The following is a 21,580-nucleotide window of genomic DNA, read 5'->3' as shown; positions in this document are numbered from 1 at the left end:
TCAGATTTTTACTTTGCTTTTTCTTTTGAAATCATCATTCTAAATTTTCTAATTAAAATTTTTCGGGTTTAATTAGCACATAGCCGATGTAAATAAAAACGGCAATGGCGATGATAAAAAGTAGTGTCATAATTTAGATTTTTTCGAAAATGGAAATCATTTTATAAAAGCTGGCAAAAAGTATCAGCCCAACTGCAGTTAAGATTATAGTCATCATAGTCCAGATGTGTTAATTTGTTTGATGCATTCCGCTTTAAGTGTTTGCGGAAAAAGATTTGAAATACTACAGTGACGTATTTCTAGAAAGGTTGAAACTGAGCAAACGTAAACATTAGAAATAGCGTTTTTAGTTTCGTTACTTCCAGAAATAAACAAACGTTCTGCAAGTGCCAAACATCTTTTTGCACGGAATATATTTCCAGAAATAATAGATTTTTTGGTAATCTCAGCAAAGCGTTCGGCTTGCTTGTAGATTGAGGAGACTTGATTTTTCATGTTAAATGAATTTTGTGTTCTTCCTCTTTATGCCAAAATGTATTCCGAAAACGCAAAAAATTATTTAATACATTGTAAATGAAGCGATTGCAGTATTATACCAAAAACAACGCATAAAAAAAGCCTATCAAAATGATAAGCTTTTATTGAAACGATAAGGTTAATTGTTAATTATCTATTGCTATTGAATACTATATTCTTCTAATTTTCGGTATAAAGTGGCAATACCAATTTCGAGTAGACGAGCAGTTTCGGCTTTATTTCCTTTGGTGTAGTTTAAAACTTTTTGAATGTGTAGTTTTTCAATACTATTCATAGAAAAAGCCGACATTGATTTGGTAGCTTTTTCAGGTTGATGCTGCATTTCGTAAGGTAAAAGATCGGTTGTTAAGATTGTCCCGTTACTTAAAATAACAGCTCTTTCAATAACATTTTTAAGTTCCCGAATATTACCCGGCCACGAATAATTTTCTAATTTCAAAAGAAAATCATCATCAATTTGTAAAGTTTTTTTATTTGTTTTTTCAGAGAATTGTTTGACAAAATAGTCTGTTAATGAGGAAATATCTTTGACTCTTTCTCTTAAAGATGGAATTTTTATTTCGAAAATATTCAATCGAAAATACAAATCCAAACGAAAACGGTGTTCATCACTTTCGATTTTTAAATCACGGTTTGTAGCAGTAATTAACCTAAAATTTGATTTTTTAGGCGTAGTATCTCCAATCGGAATGTATTCACTTGTTTCTAAAACCCGCAATAATTTAGCTTGCAATTCGATGGGCATTTCACCTATTTCATCAAGAAATAAAGTACCGCCATTTGCTTCTTCAATAAAACCTTTTTTATCTTTTAAAGCTCCCGTAAAAGCTCCTTGTTTATGACCAAAAAGCTCACTTTCTAAAATAGCTGCGCTAAAAGTACTGCAGTTTAAAGCAACAAATGATTTGCCAACACGACTACTATTTTCGTGAATGGCTTGCGCAAAAACCTCTTTTCCTGTTCCCGTTTCTCCAGTAAGCAAAACAGTAGATTCCGTTTTGGCTACTTTTTTGGCTAGGTCAACAACTTGCTCAATTCCTTTTGATTTTCCGATAATGGTATGGAACGAATATTTATCGCCAATGCGTTTCTCAAGTTGTTTTATTTTTTTTTGTAGTTGTGCTTTTTCAATTGCTTTGTACAAAAGCGGAATAATTTTATCGTTATCATCACCTTTTACAATATAATCAAAAGCACCATTTTTCATAGCTTGGACACCATCAGGAATATTTCCAAAAGCAGTGAGTAAAATAACTTCCGTTAAAGGAAAACTCGTTTTTATATTTTGAAGGAAATCAACGCCATTTCCATCCGGTAATTTTACATCACATAAAACGACATCAATATCGGTTTGTTCGAGTTTTTTAAAACCAGATTTTAAATCTTTCGCTTCAAATACGTCAAATCCTTCTGATTTTACAATACGTGCCAAAAGACTTCTAAGTTTTTCTTCGTCGTCTATAATTAAAATGTTTTTCAAGTTTGAAAGTTTATTTTTAAACAAATTTAAGTATTATTCTCAATAGTTTCAGAATTAGAAGAAGTATTGATTACCTCGGTCCTGTCATATCTGGGAATAACATTTTATCTTTAGAATTTACACTTAAAAAAAATGAATACTAAAGATCATTGTTATCCAAAATACATAATTCTTCAGGCAGTATATTTCAAAGTAAAATTTACACTTAGTTACGCGATGATGGAGAGATTGAAAATTGCGAGGAGTTCATTTTGATCTGCCTCGATTCAGCGTTAGGTTTATATGTTTAAACGTTTGATTGAGCCAGAGATGAAGAAGCGTAAAGGCAGAGTGGGGGCGAACTGGAGATTAGATGAGACCTATATCAAAGTAAAAGGTATTTGGTATTATTTATATAGAGCAGTAGATAAATTAGGTAATACAGTAGATTTTCTATTGACCAGAAAAAGACAGAGCATGAGCGCGCAGTCTTTTCTAATAAAAGCAATTAGTTATAACTACAAGTCATGAGTCATAAGCATTGATAAAAGCGGTTCTAATACTGCCGCTATCAAATTCTGTAACAAGCGTTCGTTCCCAAAGATTAAATCCGGCAGTGTAAATATCTCAACACTATTGTAGAACAAGACATCGTTTTATCAAGTGGCGCATATAAAACGGATTAGGTTTTAAAAGTTTTAAATCGGCCAAACAAACGTTTGTTTTAGGTCTATGCGAAATAGCGAATCGTTAGGTATCCTTCTTTTTTTACTTGCTTAAGATCTGATTAAATTTTAAATCAAATAAAAAGCTATTTTTTTAAGCAGTCTGAACACCAAAAATATAACCTACTAATGCCGACATTACCATTGCGAAAGTGCCCCAGATGCAAATACGCAATACTGCTTTTAGGGTTTTTGATCCGCCTGTTTTAGCGGCTAGTATTCCTGATAATGCTAAAAAAAGTATTGAAAAACCATATTGATAGAATACCATTTCTTTGATAGGAGCAAATATAGCTACCAGTAGCGGTAATAAGCCTCCGACAATAAAAGAAATTGCTGATGCAAAAGCTGCTGTCAGAGGATTTGCCTGCGAAATTTCATTAATACCAAGTTCATCGCGTGCATGAGCTTCAAGAGCATCATGAGCAGTTAATTCGATAGCAACCTGTCTGGCTAACTCTTTATTCAAACCTCTTTGAATATAAATGTCTGCCAGTTCTTCCAATTCTTCTTCAGGCAGTGTTTCAAGTGCAAGCTTTTCCCTTTTTAGATCAGCAGTTTCTACATCAGACTGAGAACTTACTGATACATATTCACCTGCCGCCATAGAAAGAGCGCCGGCAACTAAACCAGCTACTGCAGCCAGTAAAATAGATTCTCTTGTAACACTTGCTGCCGCCACGCCAATGGCTAAACTAGTGGTAGATAGAATCCCGTCATTCGCGCCAAGAACGGCCGCTCTCAACCACCCGCTTCTATTGATGTAATGGTTTTCCACGTGCATAGCTCTATTTTAATGTTAATTTAGTCCAGTTACAGTTTTTATCAATTTTTTTACACCTCCAAAATTAGTTTTCAGCAATTGCCTAATTTGAAATTGTGTTTTATTTTTGGTATCATTTTCCCACTCAGTAAAAATCATAGAGATGGATTGATTTGAGTTGCATGCGTATTATTTTGAAATGAAATTCTGGATATTGAATATTTATATTTTTTTACTTCATTTAAATATTACGGCTTGGTACCACAATCATTATTTTTTCCTAGCTCAGTAATCTTTAGCAGTATCATTTCGTTCATGTAGCCCCAGAGACTAAGAAGGCTTTTATTTTTTGATTGTTTAACCGGTCAATCTTTTCATCTATGCTTTAGCTATTGGTCAAGAACTCTTTATTAATAACATTCATTTTCACTGTTAATAATTCCAAATAAAATTACTTGAAAATACCTTTCCTTCTCAAAGTATAGCCGTTAGAATGATTCTAAATCAGATCTTGAACAATTTAAGGATTTCATAGCTAAAAATTTGCTTAATTTTCCTGGTCATTGTTTTGTTGAAGAAACTAAAAAGGAAGGATTTGATCTGTTTGTCACAAATGATTTTTCTCAATACTCCTTGCCATCCTATCTTATTTTATCAAAAAAGAAAGAATTGAATAATCAAATTTATCAAGCGATGAACATCCTGCTAATGGATAAAAATTATGAATTTATTATTGACTATAATTTGGATTTTGATGTAATAGGGAAAATTGAAATTTATAAACAAATGAAAGAACTGAAAATAAATTAGATCAAAATTTATGCATTTGGATGAATGCAGCTTTTCCAGTACTCAAGTATAGTATTGACAATTGATTTTGTTTTATGATAGTCATTTTCTTTTTTAAAAAAGCCTTGAATACTAAGTGTTGTGTAAGCTTCTTCAATTGCATTTTGCGTTGCTGCTGTGGAATAAAAAACGAACGGTATACTTTTTTTTCTGAGAACCGGGTCAGCATCGATAAGTCGTTTTAATTCCAGCCCATTCATAATTGGCATGTTCATATCGCAAAAAATGATAAACATTTTTTCGTTGCTGGCAGAAAGGTATGAAAGTGCTTCTGCTCCATTAATTTTCCACACGATTTTGTTAGTATTGCCAAGAGATACAATTACATCTTCTAAAATCTCCTTATCATCTGCATCATCTTCTATTATTAGAATATTACCGTTCTTCATTTTATTAATTTTAAGGGTATCTAAATGTATAATGTTTTTTTTAAATATATTCACAATTAGAGAATAAAGTATATTTGGGTATACTGATTTATATATATTAGCAAAGCCCTCACTTTGTTTTCTTGAATACTCTACACAAATTTTCTGTCGCATCTGGGGAATAACTTTTATTTTTATAATGTACACTTTAAAAAAAATGAATACTAAAGGTCATTGTATCCAAAATATATAATCCTTCTGGCAATATATTTAAAATTAAGATTTACAAGTAGTTACCGCGATGTAAAGAAATAATGAAGATTAGATGAGTGATTGTGGATCATGCAATGATTCAGCTTTGGGTTTATAAGTTTAAACCTTCGATTGAGTCAGAGATAAAGAAGAGAAAAGTCAGAGTGGGGGCGAATTGGAGATTGGATTAGGCATATATTAAAGCAAAAGGTATTTGTTTTATTTATATCGAGCGGTAGATAACTACAGGCCAAGAATCATAAACATTTATAAAAGTGGTTCTAATACTCCCGCTATCAAAGCCTATAACAAGCATTCGTTCTCAAAGATTAAAATCCTACAGTGTAAAATATCTCAACACTATTGTAGAACAAGATTATCGTTTTATCAAGTGTCGCATACAAAACGGATTAGGCTTTAAAAGTTTTGAATTGGCCAAACAAACCTTAGAGTGAAATTGAAGTTGTGTATATGCTGAGGAAAAACCAGATTGTTAGATCAGAGATAACTATGTTTAAAACATTCTGTAAATAGGTAGATTAACTTTTAAATTACTTAAATTCTTGATTCTGACAGATGCGACATAAATCTACTTTTTAACTATGAAGATATTTATTTAATTTTAATAAATAAAATACTCATTATGAATAGGTTTCTATTTTTATAAAGTTATCTTTGTGCTATTAAATACATTAAAATGCAAGAAGGTACAGTAAAATTTTTCAATGAAGAAAAAGGATTCGGATTTATAACTCCTAATAATGGAGGAGCCGAAGTTTTTGTTCATGCTTCAGGTCTATCAGAAAACATACGTGAAAACGATGCAGTACGATATGACGTAGAAGAAGGCCGTAAAGGTCCAAACGCAGTAAACGTAGTCATAGCATAAAAATACTATCAGACAGTTAACTTATAAAGGCACCTGCTTAGCAGGTGCCTTTATGTTATAATGTAATGATGAGAAATTGTTTTTATGGATATTATAGTGTTTGTGAAATCTAAAGAATACAGAAGCTTTAAATTAAGTTCAAAAGGATTTTTCGATGAGATAACGGTTCAGGATTTTCCTATTCGTGGACATCATGTATGTCTTATATTACCCGCAGAATAAGGCTTAATGAGGACAGTGGAAACATCGTTTTCAGGGATTGGAATTTAGTAGCAGAAGGAACTCGTATCACACAGGAGTTTGCGTTTTTTTTAAAAGAAATCAATAGATTCCAATCCAAATAATAGGGTCGTTATTATTTAGGGTTACCGTGCTTCCGAAAGTCCGACGGGCCATATGCGTGTTGAGCGTGAAAGGAAAACCGCACAATACTGCAACTTCTTTCAGATACTCGTTCATCTTCTGATTTGAAGAAACTGGAAGGGCCGTACCGCGGTGAATACAGAGAGGATGGTCTTTATACTTTTCAACTAATTTTAGTGCCTGAGGAAGAAGAGGGACATTAAATGATGAATTGGTTTTCTGCCTTTCAGACATAATCCACAGGTTTCCGTCAATACCTTTTTTGATATCAGTCTTTTTTAATTGGTATGCATCGATGTAAGCCAGTCAGTCCGGTGTAGCATTGGAATACAAATACATCCCTTACGACATTGAGCCTGTCAGTTGTGAAATAATGACTTTCAAGTTCGTACAATTCCTGTGCGGTGAGTGTTTTTTTTACCAGTTTTGTTTTACGTCCCTTAAAGTTCTTAAATGGGTCCTTGGTGATTAACTCCTTATCAATGGCGCGGATTACAATCTTTTTGAAATTTGCAATATACTTTAGGGTGGTGTTGTTGCTGCAGTCGCGTACAGTTCCAAGGTAAAACTCGAAGTCCTTTACAAACTCAAGATTCAAATCCGCAAATTCAAGATCGTGCTTTTTAAGCTTGAACTTGATAAAAGCGGTTAAATGGTTTTTAGTAATGGTAAACCGGTCAAGGGTGCCTTTTGCATAGCCTTTTCCAAGAAGCGCCTCCATTTCATCATTATGCTTTTGAAATTCTTCGAGCACCTTAATCTTTGGCGCTGTCCTTCCCAAGACCTCGTCCATAATTTTCTCAGCGGTTATGGTTTTGCCGCTGTACATCATTTCGGTTTTGATTTCATTGATTTTTAAAGTCAGCGAATCCAAAAAGAAGTTCAGAGACTTTGCATCTTCCTTTGAGCCGACCGCTCTTTCGAACCTTTGATCCCATCGTGTATTATCCCATTTTCTCTTAGTTGAACTTTCCTTACGGATACCGTCAACAGTTATTCTGAAATATACGATCCATTCTTTACTTTCTATTTTGGGTCTTTTTAAAAAGAATCCCAAACCAAAACTGCTTTCCAACATAATCCTACTTTTTAAATTAATAAATGTAGAATAATATCACTTCCAAATCAAGTCGTTAATCTCGTTAACCCCTATAAAGTAAGGGATTTTTGCTGTTTCTGGTGCACTTTTCTGCGCGCCGGAAAGTGCACCGATTCTGCACCTTTAATTTTGTGAGCATTTATAAATATTGAAAACAGGCCATAAAGCAAAAAAGCCAGTAAATCATCGGATTTACTGGCTTTAAGACATTTTTTAAGGTTTTTTGAAAAGATTGAAAACTTTAAGTTTTCCGGCTTTTCGGCCTTTCCGTGGGGAGAGCAGGATTCGAACCTGCGAAGTTCACACAGCAGATTTACAGTCTGCCCTCGTTGGCCGCTTGAGTATCTCCCCTCAGCTTTGTATTTATGTGCTTTGTTGTTCTAAGCGGTTGCAAATATATAAACGTTTTTGTTGTTTGCAAACTAAAATTCAACTTAATTTTAAGTTATTTTTTAATTCATTGGTATTGAATAAAGTAAAATTCGATATTTTATTATTTTTTTTTGATTTGTAAAAACTAACATTGAATTTGAGATTTATTTAAATAGAAAAATAAATTCGGAGTTTAAATTTATAAAATTTAAGTGATTTATTGAATTAACCTTATTTATACGTAAGAAAATTGTTTTTTTAGTACTTAAAAAATATTAATTTATTAAATTTAATAAGAAAAACACAAAATAACGAGTAAGAAATTCTTAATTTTAATGTATTTTAACGATTATTTAAGTTATTCATCGAGTAAATTTCTCTAAAAATAGGTTTAAATCTATTTTAGTAGTATTAAAATGATTAAATATTTTAATATAAGAATATCATGAAAAAAACATTACTTACGTTGATGATACTCATTTCGATAAATCTTAATGCACAGGCGCCTATTCACGAATTTAATTTTAACGGAACATTGCATAATACAGAAAATACCATATCGTTTATGGGAACAGAAAATTATGTAACGGATAGAATGGGAAATGAAAAAAGTGCACAAAGATTAACAAATAAGGCTTTAGAGGCGGTTATTGATAATCTTCCGCAAAGTGATGCTCCACGAACCATAACGATTTGGATTAAAATGAACGATATATGTTCTGCTAATTATATTTGGGGATATGGTACAGCTTACAATACGCAATATTTTGGACTGTTGCAACAAGGTACAACAACTTCAAATTCCGATTTGAGTCTGGCAGGTTGGGGAGCTTCAAATGACCTTTTAATCAATATTCCGTTAGTTAAAAATACCTGGTATCAATACAGTATTACTTTTGATGGCAATACTTCGAAAATATACAGAAATGGAGAATTACTAAAATATATAAAGGGTTTGTCACGTGATACAAAAGGAACGGTCTTTAAATTAGGTGAAATCAATACAACAATAGGCATCAATGCAGATATTGATGATTTAAAAATATATAATATTCCCTTATCTGATCAGGATATATCTGCTTTATACAATACTTCAAAACAGTCACTTCCTGTTGTTGCGACCACAAAAAAAGAAAATGAAAAAAAGAGTCCTGATTCAGGGACTTCAATTGTAAAGCCAACTGTTTTAGCTACAAAAAAAATAGAAGTGTTTTCTCAGGGACAAAGAGTATTAAGTAATAATATGCAGGAAATAAATATAAATCAGCTTCCAGAAGGTACTTATTTATTAAAAATAACGAATTTACCATCAAAAAAAATCACATCTAAATAAGGCTTTTCGATTTATCGGAAATCTTTGTTTTTTTTATTTATTGAAAGCATATAAATAAGAAAGGCTATTCATTACGAATAACCTTTCTCTTTTTATTCTAGTTTTAAAAAATTGTAATTAAAAAAAAACAGAAATAAAATAATCTTTAATGTAATTTAAAAAAGTAAAACTTTTACGAATTTTAAGAATTACTCTTTTTTTAAGCTTATGTCTTTTAAATAATCAATTCATTTATGTCAAAAACAATCAATCAATTTCACGGCAGACCCTTTGGTTTGATAATGTATTATAGAAAGTTTTCAATTTAAATTCTCAACTATCATAATCTTTTTGATAAATTGAATAAACAATTCTAGTATTTAACCCTCGGTGTTACTATCTTTTTCTTGAAGTTGAAACATATGAATAAATCATTTGCTCATTATTTTTCGTTTTATAATTAAAAACCGTAAAAAAATGAGCGACAAATTTTTTAATTTTTCTCAAAAAAAGTCATTTTTTAGGTTAATAAATCAGTGAAAGAAAATCAATCTTTAAATCAATAAATAAAATGTATCTCATTGATTTCTAGGTTGTAAAATTACTTATATTTTTTTAAAGCAAGTGTTAAAAAGTGTTATTTTTTATTTTTTGAGTATAATTATGCACAGAATCTAATTTAGAAAAAAGACTTGATGTCAATTGAGTAGGTAAAAATGTAAAAATGGTTTATTTTTACACTATAATTGTTTAAAACAAAATAAATAGAAAATGGATTGGATAACTGCCAGAGAATTCGAAGATATAACGTATAAAAAATGTAACGGAGTTGCAAGAATAGCTTTTAACAGACCTAATGTTAGAAACGCTTTTCGTCCCAAAACCACATCCGAATTATATCAGGCATTTTATGATGCTCAGGAAGATACTTCGATAGGAGTGGTTTTGCTTTCTGCGGAAGGTCCTTCAACAAAAGACGGAGTATATTCTTTCTGCAGCGGAGGAGATCAAAATGCACGTGGACATCAGGGTTATGTTGGAGATGATGGACAACATCGATTAAATATTCTAGAAGTTCAGCGATTAATTCGTTTTATGCCAAAAGTAGTCATTGCGGTTGTTCCGGGATGGGCTGTCGGTGGCGGACACAGTTTACATGTGGTTTGTGATATGACATTAGCCAGTAAGGAGCACGCCATTTTTAAGCAAACAGATGCCGATGTAACCAGTTTCGATGGTGGATATGGATCTGCTTATCTGGCTAAAATGGTCGGACAGAAAAAAGCACGGGAGATTTTCTTTTTAGGAAGGAATTATTCAGCTCAGGAAGCTATGGATATGGGAATGGTAAATGCCGTTATTCCACATGATGAATTAGAAGCTACTGCTTATGAATGGGCTCAGGAAATCCTTCAAAAATCACCAACATCTATAAAAATGCTGAAATTCGCCATGAACTTAACAGATGACGGAATGGTTGGCCAGCAAGTATTTGCTGGAGAAGCAACACGTCTTGCTTACATGACCGAAGAAGCAAAAGAAGGAAGAAATGCCTTTTTAGAAAAAAGAAAGCCTAATTTTGGCGAAAATAAATGGCTTCCATAAAAAAACATAATAAATAAACACTACAAAGAATCTCTTTAACGATTCAAAAATTTAATCGAATAAACAAAATATAATGAAACATTGGATTGAAGCCGCCAGATTGCGCACATTACCTTTATCAGTTTCCGGAATTATAGTAGGAAGTATTTACGCCTTATCAAACCCAACAGAAACAATTAATACACCAACAGAAGTATTTAGCTGGAAGGTTTTTGGTTTTGCACTTTTAACAACATTAGGTTTACAGGTTCTGTCTAATTTTGCAAATGATTATGGAGATGGCGTTAAAGGAACTGATAATACGGATAGGGTAGGACCACAAAGAGCTATTCAAAGTGGTGTAATTACACCTCAGGCCATGAAAAAAGCCATTATAATCACATCATTATTAACACTTTTATCTGCAATTATTCTAATATATTTTGCTTTTGGAGAAAATAATTTTGGGTATTCAATCTTTTTCTTAGTACTTGGAATCGCAGCAATTGCTTCTGCAATTCGTTATACAGTAGGTAATTACGCATATGGCTATAAAGGTTTTGGAGATGTATTTGTTTTTGTATTCTTCGGACTTGTAAGTACTTTAGGTGTTAATTTTTTATATTCTAAAGAAGTTGATCCACTTTTGATTTTACCTGCCATTTCAATTGGTTTATTAAGCGTAGGTGTTTTAAACCTGAACAATATGCGTGATGAAGACTCTGACAGAAAATCCGGAAAAAACACTATTGTAGTTCAGATTGGCGGAGCAAATGCTAAAATTTATCATTTTTCAATAATTATTACAGCGATGCTTTTGGTCATTATTTTTGCGGTTTTAAGCGATTATAATTTCGATCAGTATTTGTTTTTAGTAGCTTTTATACCTTTAATAAAACATTTAATTACTGTTTATAAAAATCAAAACCCCAAGCTATTAGATCCAGAATTAAAAAAACTGGCACTTAGTACTTTTTTACTTTCCATCTTGCTAACGATTTGTATGATATCTTTAATTTCTGATATTATTGTTAATCTTTTTTTAGGAGGAAGATAATTATTTCACTTTAAAATTTTATCAAATGAAAATTACATTTTACGGTCACGCATCTTTAGGAATTGAAGTAGGAGGAAAACATATTATTGTTGATCCTTTTATTACGGGAAATCCGCAAGCTTCGTCAATAGATATAAACACATTAAAAGCAGATTATATTTTGCTTACTCACGCACATGGTGATCATGTACTGGATGTAGAGGCAATCGCTAACCGTACTGAAGCTACAATTGTTTCAAATGCCGAAATTGCCAGTTATTATGCGAAATTAGGTTTAAAAGCACACCCAATGAACCATGGCGGAAGCTGGAATTTTGACTTTGGAAAAGTTAAATATGTAAATGCCATTCATTCCAGCTCATTTCCTGACGGGAGTTATGGCGGAAATCCTGGAGGTTTCGTTATAGAAGGGGAACATAAAAATATCTATATTGCCGGTGATACAGCCCTGACTATGGATATGAAATTGATTCCAATGCGCACGAAATTAGATTTGGCCATTTTGCCAATTGGGAATAATTTTACAATGAATGTCGAAGATGCCATTATAGCTTCTGATTTTGTAGAATGTGATAAAGTTCTAGGATACCATTTTGATACTTTTGGATACATCGAAATCAATCATGAAGAATCTATTCGCAAATTTTTCGACAAAGGAAAAGACTTAATGCTTCTCAAAATTGGAGAATCTATCGAATTATAAACTGAATATATTTTTAAAATAAGAAGCTCTTTCCTGCTGTACACTATATCTTTTGTGCCGAACCCCGCCACAAAAGGATACCGTTTCCATCAGGGCTAGGGCTTCAGTTTTCATAAGAATGCTTAAAATGGATGTTTCTTAATTATGATAAACAACATTAAAACTTTTGTAAATCTGTTTTATCTTTAACCGGAACTCTAAAATCTAAAACAAAAACAATGTCTAAACAATTCGCATCATTAGGAATTTCAGCACCAATTTTAAAAGCATTAAGCGAATTGAATATTGTTGAGCCAACAGAAATTCAACAAAAAACAATTCCGTTACTTTTATCTGAAAATCACGATCTGGTTGGTTTAGCTAAAACAGGAACCGGTAAAACTGCTGCATTTGGACTGCCTTTATTACAGTTAATTGATACCAATTCACCAATCATTCAGGCGGTAATTTTAGTGCCTACAAGAGAACTTGGTCAGCAAATTTTCAGAAATCTGGAAGATTTTTCAAAGCACATTCCAAACATTTCTATCGCAGCAACCTGCGGTGGAATTCCGATAAAGCCCCAAATCGAACGACTTACGAATCCAACACACATTCTCGTGGCAACTCCGGGCCGTTTAATCGATTTGATTCAGCGTAAAGCTGTCGATTTAAAACAAACTCAATATCTTGTTTTAGACGAAGCAGATGAAATGGTTTCTATCCTTAAAGAAAGTCTGGATGAAATTATTGCCCAGCTTCCTAAAAAGCATCGTACCTTATTATTTTCTGCCACTTTACCAGGAACTATAAAACAACTCATTCAGAATTACTTAAATAAAAATGTAGTTCAAATCAGTGTTAATATGGAAACCATTGGTAACCAAGGAATTAATCATGAATATATTTTGGTTGATCCGATTGAAAAATTAGATGTTTTAATGCATTTTTTAAACTCTAAAGATGGAGAACGCGGTATTATTTTTTGTAAAACAAAAGCGGCTGTCAATAAATTAGCTAAAAATCTTGCTATTAATCGTTTTTCTTCAGGAGCTCTTCATGGTAGTTTATCACAAGGAATTCGAGACAGAATTATGGAGCAATTTCGTGAAGGTCATATCAATATTTTGGTAGCAACCGATTTGGCTGCGAGAGGAATTGATGTAAAAGAAATTTCATATGTGGTCAATTATCATTTACCGGATGTTTATGAAACGTATGTTCATAGAAGCGGAAGAACAGCCAGGGCAGGAGCAAAGGGATTTTCTTTAACTGTCTTACAACAGGAAGAACTAATTGAAATCCCTGAATTTGAAAGAGAATTAGGTTTGAAATTTTCCGAATTCAAAAAACCTTCTGTTGCAAGCCTAGAAGAAAATAATACACTTTTATGGGCAAAACAAATCTTCAAAACCAAACCTAACCATGATATTTCAACTGATTTAAAAACTAAAGTGAAAACTGTTTTTCATCATCTTACAAAAGAGGAATTAATCGAAAAATTGTTAGCTAACTATGTCTTACAAAATAAGGTTGAAATAGCTGAAAAGCCAGTTAAAAAGTTAAAAAAATAGGTTTTAATTTACTTTATAAATTATCTAAAAACTTTAAATATTAAGAATGAATACTGTTGAAATAAAGAGAATTTCGCTTAAAGAAATTGATGAACTACAAAAAATCAGTAGACAGACTTTTCAGGAAACATTTTCAAAATCAAATTCTGAAGAGAATATGAAAAGTTATGTGGAAGAAGAATTTTCTAAAGAAAAACTAAAAACGGAACTTACCGATAAAAATTCAGAATTCTATTTTGCAATGTTGGATAGTAAATTGATTGGTTATTTAAAAATAAACTTTGGAGAATCACAAACTGAATTAAAAGACAATAAAGCTCTTGAAATTGAACGCATTTATGTTTCAAAAGAATTTCACGGAAAAAATATAGGACAATCACTTTATGCTAAAGCGGTAGAAATAGCAAACCAAAAAAAATTAGAATATGTATGGTTAGGTGTTTGGGAAGAAAACCATAGAGCAATACATTTTTATAAGAAAAATGGCTTTATCGAATTTGACAAACATATTTTTAAATTAGGAAATGATGAGCAGACAGATATTATGATGAAACTAAAATTGATTAATAAATAAAAATCCGGACTTAGATTTAATTTTAAATAAATTTCAAAGATGAGTTTGTACTTGGAATTATAAGTGTTAAATTTATACAGTAGATACAAGCACGATAGTTTCTATACAACTTTATTAAAATAATATATATGAACATAGTTATTATTGGAGGTGGTTTTGCGGGATTAAATCTGGCGAAAGAACTTCTAAATCATCCTGAAATACAAGTTACACTTGTAGATAAAAACAATTATAATTTTTTTCCCCCTCTTATATATCAGGTTGCTACAGCTTTTTTGGAGCCTTCAAGCATCAGTTATCCCTTTAGGAAGTTTTTTGCTGGTAAAAAAAACCTTCAATTTCGGTTAGGTGAATTAGTTTCAGTTCTTCCTTCAGAAAATAAAGTAATTTTGAGTAATGGTGAATTATCGTATGACCATTTGGTTTTTGCGACAGGTGCTGAAACTAGTTACTTTGGTATGGAAAACGTAATGAAAAATGCCATTCCGATGAAAACCTTAAATGATGCCATTGTAATGCGAAATACATTGCTTAAGAATTTAGAAAAAGCAGCTATTTGCAAAGAAATACGTAAACGCCGAAAATTATTAACAATAGTCGTAGCAGGTGGAGGACCGACAGGAGTAGAGGTTTCCGGTATGTTTGCTGAAATGCGAAAAAATATTTTATTAAAAGAATATCCTGAATTAGATACTACAGCAAGTAATATATATTTGGTTGACGGTGGAGATGCATTGCTCGCTCCAATGAGTGAAGCATCTCAAAGAGATACTCTAGAAGCACTTACAAAATTAGGTGTAGTCGTTAAATTAAATAGTAAGGTAACGGATTATGTAGATGATACTGTATATTTTGAAAATGGAGAAACAATTAAAACTAAAAATTTAATATGGGCAGCCGGTGTTACTGCTAAAGTTTTTAATGGAATGCCTGCTGAAAGTTATGGACGGGGAAGAAGAATGGCAACTGACGCTTTTAATAAAGTAAATGCAACACAAAATATATATGCTATTGGGGATACAGCAATTTTAACTGCTGATAATAACTTTCCTAACGGCCATCCGCAGGTTGCTCAGGTTGCCATACAACAAGGGATAAATCTGGCTAAAAATTTTAAAGCTTCACTTCAAAACAAACCACTTAAACCTTTTGTTTATAACGATAAAGGATCAATGGCGATCATTGGAAAAAACAAAGCAGTAGTGGATTTACCAAGTCCTAAATGGCACTTTAAAGGATTCTTTGCCTGGTTTATTTGGTTATTTGTTCATTTAATTTCATTGATTACTTACAGAAACCGATTGAATACTTTTTACAATTGGATGGTTGCTTATTTTGCCAGTGATCAATCTCTCAGAATGATAATCAGACCAGATAAAAAACAACAGTAAAGACATAAAAAAATCCGGAATTAAATATTCCGGATTTTTTTATACCTAATTAATGACCAATGGTAATTTCGTCTCCGGATGATATTTCTACTTTTTGTTTGATAAAACGCTTTCCTATATTGAGAATAATAAATGCTAAAATTGTTGTAGCAGTCATGATGGCAACCATTGGAGCTACTGAATCCTTAACAAAAATCCCGATGGCAAAAGAAGCCAAAGCGCCTAAACCAAGCTGAATCGCTCCCATCAATGCAGAAGCACTTCCTGCATTTTTAGCAAAAGGAGCCATTGTAAGTCCGGCAGTATTAGGATTTGAAATTCCCAAGCAGCCTAAAAACAAAAATAACATTCCAATCGTTTCGTATAAACCCAAAAGATTGTTCAAAGAAAGAATCAAAAAAGTGATACTTATTGCGGATTGAGTTATTAGAGCACTAAAAATCATTTGTTCACTTGTAAACCTTCTCAATAAAACCGAATTTAATTGACTAGAGCCAATAAAACTCACCGACATGAACGCAAAAATCCATCCATATGTTTTTGCATTAACATGATAAATATCCATAAAAATCATAGGAGAGGCCGCTACGTAAGAAAATAATCCAGAAAACGCTATTGCCCCGGTAAAAGCATAAGTAAAAAACTGAGGTTCTTTGAGTACTTTTAAAAAGTTTGAAATAATTGGCTTTGGTTTTAATGAAATTGAGGTGTCAGGTTTGTAAGAATTTGGCAAACCTATTTGTGAAGCTGTCAGAATAGCAATTCCCATACACATTAAGATTAAAAACACTGAATGCCAACCGTAATCTTCAGTTACATAACCACCAATTGTTGGTGCCAGCATTGGGGAAAGTCCAAGAACAAGCATTAATAATGAAAATACTTTAGGTATATCTTTTACGGGAAATAAATCCCTTACCATTGCTACAGAAGCTACTGTTGCAGCACAGCTACCAACAGCCTGAATAAAACGCAGGAATATAAAAGTATCAATATCGGCAACATATACACATCCTAATGACGCCAAAATATAAACCATTAAACCAATAAACAAAGGTCTCTTTCGTCCAAAACGATCCAATAAAGGACCATACAGTAACTGTCCAGCTGAAATTCCGATAAAATAACTTGATAAGCTCATCGAAACTTTTGCAACTGTTGTATTCAAATCTTTAGCAATTCCTGAAAATCCGGGTAAATACATATCAATAGAAAAAGGACCAAGTGCTGTTAAGGAACCTAAAACAAGAATAAGTTTGATATATTTTTTTGTTGTCATTTTCTTAAAATATTTCTTAAATTTTAGTTTAATGGTAATAATTTACTATCTTGTTGAATGTAATAATTATTTTAATGCAAAAAATGGTTATTATGTAAGTTTTCAAAAATGTTTTGAAACTTTAACTCTAAAATTTTAATTATGAAAAAATTCACTTTACTATTAGCTCTTATTTTTACAACAATTTCTTTTGCTCAAACAATCACTTCAAAACAAGAAGATGCAAATGTAGCGCAATATGCACTGCTTACAAAAGTAAATGAGTATTATCCTGACATTACATTAAACAAAACCATCACTAATTTTTATGCTGATGGAAAAATTATTGATTCACAACAGCAATTTGATTTAAAAGAATCAAAATTTTCAAGTTATAAGTTAGGTATAGAACCAGATAATAAAAAATTATTGTTTGAATATATATCTCCTGAAACTGGTAAAGTTTATGGAGATGTTACTATTTTTAATGGAAATGCTTTAAGAACTACTTTTTCAGAAAAAACCAATGAAATTGAAGTATCATTGAATGGTAAAGCTGTATACTTAAAAAAGCTGTAATTCAATTGTAAATTTTTAAGGCTATTATGTTAAGTAATAGCCTTATTTGTATACACTATATTTTGAACTATAATTTATAGTATGAATTGCAGAACGTCCAACAAGATGTTAACAAGTTTATTAACAATGTATTTAATTCAGTTCTTTAAAGTTTAGCTAAAAGTAAATAAAAAATAGGAACAAAAAAAAAGCCCCGTTTATTGGCGCTTATTTATCTGCTTTTAATAACGACTTATAGGGGTTGTCAGCAAAGACCTCTTTTCCATTCTTATACAATATAAAGAAATTTTTACTTTTACCCTTGATAGATAAATCCACCTTATAAATATCAGTACCAAGAATATAATAAGAACCTCTTACTTTTAAATTACCATTTCCCTCAGCATAAACATATTCATAATCCAAACGATTATTTTCAGAATTCAAAACAATTAGATACTCATCAGAATCATTTGGAGTTTTACTATACTCTATATAACTTTCTGCTATTTGTTTATCCTGACCATAAACATTTAAAACTTTCATTGGTAAAATAAATTCAGGATAATAATTATGTATTGAACTAATAAAAGAAGATTGAGCGGAATTTAATAATTCAGACTTAGAAGTGAATGTCTTTTTTTCCTGAGAATAAGAAGAGAAACAAAGTATTATAATAAGTAACAAAGTAATTTTTTTCATATAGCTTTTGTGAGTTTATAATTATTAAAGATTTTCAAATATAGTGCCAATAATTTAACCTCTCTTTGTAAATTGCTATAAAAGAATAAATAATTATACCTATTTAAAAAAGGAATTAATGAAAATAGTTGTTAATAAGTCTTTAAATTAGGTAATATTGAAGCCTTGTCTTTATGAAGTAGAATATGTACTTTTACAAATAAGAAAAACACCCTGAATACGAGGTGTGTTCAGGGATAAAAGTTTTCTGAATTTTCAAGATGGAAAAGTTACCAGTTAATTGGGAAAAATTCCAAATCATTATTTCCACGATTGTTGTTACTTGGGAAATAATTCGTTTTTTTATTTAACTGTAGTTAAAAGTATTACAAGTACTTTAATCTACTAAAGAACCTAGCTATTTTGCTAGGTTTTCTTTTATATGTAAATTCAATGCTTAAATCTACTACGCAAATATACGTAACTATATACATAATGCAAACTTTTGTTTCCACTTTTTGATATATGTTAGTATGTATTTATTTTCAATCATATATATTATATTGTTAATGATCTATATTATTCTACACAACTAACATCTAATTATACTCTAGTACTAGCTATACTGTTATATATAAAAACCTTTGTAAATTAATACAAAGGTTTATCTATAACAAAATCATTAACATATTGTCGAGAAATGTATTTACCTGTTTTTCGGTTATAAATGTTTATATAGTGATAATCAAATCCGATATCTTTTAACAACCAATTATGCAGGTAAAATATTGATTTACAAAACTCAATTTTTATAGGCTTAATGTTTTTGTCTTTATTAAAAGCCGTACAACTGTAAGGAGTAGGAGTAGTATTAGCCATTTTTATGCTCCAAAATCTAATTCTGGAATTTTCTTCCAATCAATTAAAACATCAAAAGAACGTCTTAAAGAGCCATCATTATTCAAAGCATCAATAACATACAGCCAAGCAGTTTTTCCTCCAAAATTTGGAACAACTTGATTAACTCTGTAATTAGAATCCAAAGAGAGATTGACAAAATTATTATCAATATCACACTCAACTCTAAACTGAAAATAATTACTAAAATCACTTTTAAAGTCAATTTTTAAATAAATATCATCTATCTGAAAAACACTTGAACCTGATGGCAATTCCTGAAAAGAACCACCAGAACCATCATTGATAGAAAAAAATTGATCTATAAAACCACCATATGGAAAACCTGAGGGGAAAATAACCGCCTCAGTTAAACCTGTATACATATGGTTAATAGCTAATACTCTAAATGAATTTTGTGCTACATAATCAGGATTTACAATTTTAAAAGTCGGTCTAACATGACCATAAAAATATTGATTTTTAACATTAAGAAAAGAATTTCCCTGATAGATATCAACAGTTGGAGAACTAAAAACAGCCTTATTAATACTAAACACAACCTTTTTATTTGCCTGTAAAAAATGATTCATTGGAATCATATTTAAATCAGTCATACCCAAATCATTTATAATTGATTTCATAAATAAATTATCAGTATGATAATCGCTATCGACATGAGTATTATCAAATTCAAATCCGTCTTGTCTTTTGTTTTCTATAAATACAGCAAGTATAAAAAACTCTGTATCAATACCTTCTAAAACGTATCTTCGACCATTAAAATGACCGCCTGACATTTCGCCATTAATAGACTTTACTTTAATGGAATAAGTGGAATCCATGTAAAGAACATAATTATCTGAACTTATCATAATTAATTAAATAAAGGAACTTGCTTAAGTTCCGAAGTGGATAAATATTTTTTTAAATCAGCTTTTAAATCTCGTCTTGTAATAACATAATAACAGGCTATAACTAATGGAACAGTAGTAACTTGCTTCACTTTTAAAAGTTCATTTATTGTTTCTTTTTCATTTTCAAAATTTGAAAAAGGCTCTATTATCCAAGTGTACCAAGGAGCATCTTTTGTCTGCTTATTTGTACCTAACCAAACAGCTAAGCTTTCAGCTATATCATGAACTTCTTTTCGAGTTGTAATTTTATTTAGTTCATATTCTTTTGTAATTGGATTAGCTACAGCAATTTTTAAATCGTTTTCCGCACTCTCTAAAGCTTTTTGGTCTTCGTCAATACTAAATTTATCATACCATTTTTTTAACAATGGATAACCAAAAATGATTATAAGAACTACTAACCAATACTGCCTAAGAAAGTCAAAAAACCAAACTGTATTAGCTTGGTTTTTAGTTCTATTCACAAGAGCCATTTACTTCTTTTTTAAAAGTTTGTAGGCTAAAAATCCAGCCAAAGCAACAAGTACAATATTTGCAATAGCTTTGTTACTCGCATAAAATGTTTTAATTTTTTCTAACATGATGTTTATTTTTTATAATTAATTTATCTTCTTTTTTTTGTTCGTTTGTTTAGACTGTAACGCTCAAAACAGTATAGCAAAAAAGTAAAAAAGGTATTAGTAGATAATTAAAATTGAACTTTTTCTTTGCCGTAACAACAACATTGTTCAAGTTATAATCTCCAATAATGTCAATAGCATCCTGAATATCTGAATCATAAATCAAATCATGATTAGGAGCGCATTCATGTTTAATAATTGCCCTTGCAATAACTAAATAAAATTTAGCATCAATAATTTGAATAGTTTGGTCAGCAGATAAGCCGACAGCTTTACAAATGATATTTATATATTGCTCTGTATTATTCTCAGAGGGCGGAGCGTACTCAGTAATTAATTTTCTAATAGTATTTTTACCCTTAGAAATATCATTTGTTAAATCTCTTAACATTGCACGAATTCCATATTTAACCTCTGTAAATTGCTCAAAATGACCATCAGTATTTTGTTTGTTAGGGATTTTTCCCTGCCAAGCAATTGAAGTTAAAACCAAATTGCCCGGATTGTTATTCCTAACACCTCTGGTAAGATCCTTTCTACCTAAAAAACTACTCATTTTCTAAGGTATTTAATGATTGGTCGATTGGTAGGGTAGAGGGTTTAACATCTTCTTTTTCTAAATCCAATTTACTCAACTCATCAGATACAACCTGAATACCTTTTAAAATTGCAGTAACTACAGCACCGTATTTTACTATAATTCCAATTACGGATAATATTGTTTTTAAACTTTTCATTTTTAGTTTATTTAAGTTGTTTTCTTTTTTCTAAATACTCTTTTAGGTAATCCGCACCCTCA

The 21,580-nt window shown here is 31.2% G+C and carries 25 protein-coding genes and 1 tRNA gene; 11 read left to right on the top strand and 15 right to left on the bottom strand.

The features are described 5' to 3' along the window. Positions 1-52: 52 nt before the first annotated feature. From ACEN2I_RS02155 to ACEN2I_RS02145, 3 genes are all read right to left on the bottom strand, one after another. Positions 53-130: a potassium-transporting ATPase subunit F gene (locus tag ACEN2I_RS02155; RefSeq protein ID WP_081491444.1), complete on the bottom strand. Its 78-nt coding sequence runs from the start codon at positions 128-130 to the stop codon at positions 53-55. 83 nt (positions 131-213) lie between these two features. Next, positions 214-495: a DUF7674 family protein gene (locus ACEN2I_RS02150; RefSeq protein ID WP_441764476.1), complete on the bottom strand. Its 282-nt coding sequence runs from the start codon at positions 493-495 to the stop codon at positions 214-216. A gap of 181 nt (positions 496-676) precedes the next feature. After that, on the bottom strand, positions 677-2,017 hold the full coding sequence (locus ACEN2I_RS02145) for a sigma-54-dependent transcriptional regulator (RefSeq protein ID WP_441764475.1): 1,341 nt from the start codon (positions 2,015-2,017) through the stop codon (positions 677-679). 309 nt (positions 2,018-2,326) lie between these two features. Between ACEN2I_RS02145 and ACEN2I_RS02140 the strand changes: the two genes are divergently transcribed. Beyond that, positions 2,327-2,527, top strand: a complete 201-nt coding sequence (locus tag ACEN2I_RS02140) for a DDE-type integrase/transposase/recombinase (RefSeq protein WP_441764474.1) — start codon at positions 2,327-2,329, stop codon at positions 2,525-2,527. A gap of 288 nt (positions 2,528-2,815) precedes the next feature. On the opposite strand, the gene ACEN2I_RS02135 is transcribed toward ACEN2I_RS02140, so the two are convergent. Further along, on the bottom strand, positions 2,816-3,505 hold the full coding sequence (locus ACEN2I_RS02135; protein ID WP_441764473.1) for a VIT1/CCC1 transporter family protein: 690 nt from the start codon (positions 3,503-3,505) through the stop codon (positions 2,816-2,818). A gap of 522 nt (positions 3,506-4,027) precedes the next feature. Here ACEN2I_RS02135 and ACEN2I_RS02130 point away from each other — a divergent pair. Further along, entirely contained in the window at positions 4,028-4,294 is a 267-nt protein-coding gene (locus ACEN2I_RS02130; protein ID WP_441764472.1) for a hypothetical protein, read from the top strand. Between the two features lie 8 nt (positions 4,295-4,302). Here the strand turns inward: ACEN2I_RS02130 and ACEN2I_RS02125 are convergent, their stop codons facing one another. Next, positions 4,303-4,722 carry a response regulator gene (locus ACEN2I_RS02125; protein ID WP_441764471.1) on the bottom strand — a complete coding sequence of 140 codons (420 nt, stop codon included), beginning with the start codon at positions 4,720-4,722 and terminating at the stop codon, positions 4,303-4,305. A gap of 928 nt (positions 4,723-5,650) precedes the next feature. Between ACEN2I_RS02125 and ACEN2I_RS02120 the strand changes: the two genes are divergently transcribed. Then, positions 5,651-5,842, top strand: a complete 192-nt coding sequence (locus ACEN2I_RS02120; protein WP_441764470.1) for a cold-shock protein — start codon at positions 5,651-5,653, stop codon at positions 5,840-5,842. Positions 5,843-6,163: 321 nt separating this feature from the next. On the opposite strand, the gene ACEN2I_RS02115 is transcribed toward ACEN2I_RS02120, so the two are convergent. From ACEN2I_RS02115 to ACEN2I_RS02105, 3 genes are all read right to left on the bottom strand, one after another. Then, complete coding sequence (locus ACEN2I_RS02115) at positions 6,164-6,301, bottom strand: hypothetical protein (protein WP_441764469.1); 138 nt, start codon at positions 6,299-6,301, stop codon at positions 6,164-6,166. A 172-nt stretch (positions 6,302-6,473) separates the two neighbouring features. Then, positions 6,474-7,283: a phage integrase SAM-like domain and Arm DNA-binding domain-containing protein gene (locus tag ACEN2I_RS02110; protein ID WP_441764468.1), complete on the bottom strand. Its 810-nt coding sequence runs from the start codon at positions 7,281-7,283 to the stop codon at positions 6,474-6,476. 291 nt (positions 7,284-7,574) lie between these two features. Further along, positions 7,575-7,655: transfer RNA gene (locus tag ACEN2I_RS02105), tRNA-Tyr, on the bottom strand. Between the two features lie 466 nt (positions 7,656-8,121). On the opposite strand from ACEN2I_RS02105, the gene ACEN2I_RS02100 reads away from it, so the two are divergent. The 7 genes from ACEN2I_RS02100 (at position 8,122) to ACEN2I_RS02070 (ending at position 15,850) form a co-directional block, all read left to right on the top strand. Then, positions 8,122-9,009 carry a LamG domain-containing protein gene (locus tag ACEN2I_RS02100; protein ID WP_441764467.1) on the top strand — a complete coding sequence of 296 codons (888 nt, stop codon included), beginning with the start codon at positions 8,122-8,124 and terminating at the stop codon, positions 9,007-9,009. A gap of 750 nt (positions 9,010-9,759) precedes the next feature. Then, positions 9,760-10,593, top strand: coding sequence for a 1,4-dihydroxy-2-naphthoyl-CoA synthase (locus tag ACEN2I_RS02095; RefSeq protein WP_070908004.1), 834 nt, complete (start codon positions 9,760-9,762; stop codon positions 10,591-10,593). Between the two features lie 73 nt (positions 10,594-10,666). Further along, positions 10,667-11,629: a 1,4-dihydroxy-2-naphthoate octaprenyltransferase gene (gene menA, locus ACEN2I_RS02090; protein ID WP_441764466.1), complete on the top strand. Its 963-nt coding sequence runs from the start codon at positions 10,667-10,669 to the stop codon at positions 11,627-11,629. 25 nt (positions 11,630-11,654) lie between these two features. Further along, on the top strand, positions 11,655-12,332 hold the full coding sequence (locus ACEN2I_RS02085) for a metal-dependent hydrolase (RefSeq protein WP_441764465.1): 678 nt from the start codon (positions 11,655-11,657) through the stop codon (positions 12,330-12,332). A 218-nt stretch (positions 12,333-12,550) separates the two neighbouring features. Next, positions 12,551-13,885, top strand: coding sequence for a DEAD/DEAH box helicase (locus ACEN2I_RS02080; protein ID WP_441764464.1), 1,335 nt, complete (start codon positions 12,551-12,553; stop codon positions 13,883-13,885). Between the two features lie 46 nt (positions 13,886-13,931). Continuing rightward, positions 13,932-14,459, top strand: coding sequence for a GNAT family N-acetyltransferase (locus ACEN2I_RS02075; RefSeq protein ID WP_441764463.1), 528 nt, complete (start codon positions 13,932-13,934; stop codon positions 14,457-14,459). Between the two features lie 128 nt (positions 14,460-14,587). Further along, positions 14,588-15,850: an NAD(P)/FAD-dependent oxidoreductase gene (locus ACEN2I_RS02070; protein WP_441764462.1), complete on the top strand. Its 1,263-nt coding sequence runs from the start codon at positions 14,588-14,590 to the stop codon at positions 15,848-15,850. 49 nt (positions 15,851-15,899) lie between these two features. Here the strand turns inward: ACEN2I_RS02070 and ACEN2I_RS02065 are convergent, their stop codons facing one another. Further along, the gene (locus tag ACEN2I_RS02065; protein ID WP_441764461.1) at positions 15,900-17,129 is read right to left on the bottom strand and encodes a multidrug effflux MFS transporter; all 1,230 of its coding nucleotides are present in this window, start codon (positions 17,127-17,129) and stop codon (positions 15,900-15,902) included. Between the two features lie 141 nt (positions 17,130-17,270). Here ACEN2I_RS02065 and ACEN2I_RS02060 point away from each other — a divergent pair, with 141 nt between their 5' ends. Beyond that, a complete protein-coding gene (locus ACEN2I_RS02060) occupies positions 17,271-17,687 on the top strand; it encodes a hypothetical protein (protein WP_441764460.1) in 417 nt (138 codons plus the stop codon). Between the two features lie 207 nt (positions 17,688-17,894). On the opposite strand, the gene ACEN2I_RS02055 is transcribed toward ACEN2I_RS02060, so the two are convergent. The 6 genes from ACEN2I_RS02055 to ACEN2I_RS02030 form a co-directional block, all read right to left on the bottom strand. Next, positions 17,895-18,368 carry a hypothetical protein gene (locus ACEN2I_RS02055; protein WP_441764459.1) on the bottom strand — a complete coding sequence of 158 codons (474 nt, stop codon included), beginning with the start codon at positions 18,366-18,368 and terminating at the stop codon, positions 17,895-17,897. A gap of 630 nt (positions 18,369-18,998) precedes the next feature. Further along, positions 18,999-19,226, bottom strand: coding sequence for a hypothetical protein (locus ACEN2I_RS02050; RefSeq protein ID WP_441764458.1), 228 nt, complete (start codon positions 19,224-19,226; stop codon positions 18,999-19,001). Between the two features lie 2 nt (positions 19,227-19,228). After that, entirely contained in the window at positions 19,229-20,119 is an 891-nt protein-coding gene (locus ACEN2I_RS02045; RefSeq protein WP_441764457.1) for a hypothetical protein, read from the bottom strand. A gap of 2 nt (positions 20,120-20,121) precedes the next feature. Further along, the gene (locus ACEN2I_RS02040) at positions 20,122-20,634 is read right to left on the bottom strand and encodes a hypothetical protein (protein WP_441764456.1); all 513 of its coding nucleotides are present in this window, start codon (positions 20,632-20,634) and stop codon (positions 20,122-20,124) included. 157 nt (positions 20,635-20,791) lie between these two features. Beyond that, positions 20,792-21,337, bottom strand: coding sequence for a hypothetical protein (locus tag ACEN2I_RS02035; protein ID WP_441764455.1), 546 nt, complete (start codon positions 21,335-21,337; stop codon positions 20,792-20,794). Beyond that, positions 21,330-21,518, bottom strand: a complete 189-nt coding sequence (locus ACEN2I_RS02030; RefSeq protein ID WP_441764454.1) for a hypothetical protein — start codon at positions 21,516-21,518, stop codon at positions 21,330-21,332. Before ACEN2I_RS02030 ends, ACEN2I_RS02035 begins: the two co-directional genes overlap by 8 nt. Between the last annotated feature and the right edge of the window lie 62 nt (positions 21,519-21,580).

Origin of the sequence: Flavobacterium sp. W22_SRS_FK3, from assembly GCF_052113665.1 — a bacterium.
In the GTDB taxonomy this organism is placed as follows: Bacteria; Bacteroidota; Bacteroidia; order Flavobacteriales; family Flavobacteriaceae; genus Flavobacterium.
The sequence above is the reverse complement of the archived record's forward strand: the minus strand, read 5'-3'. Positions and strand labels throughout refer to the sequence as shown.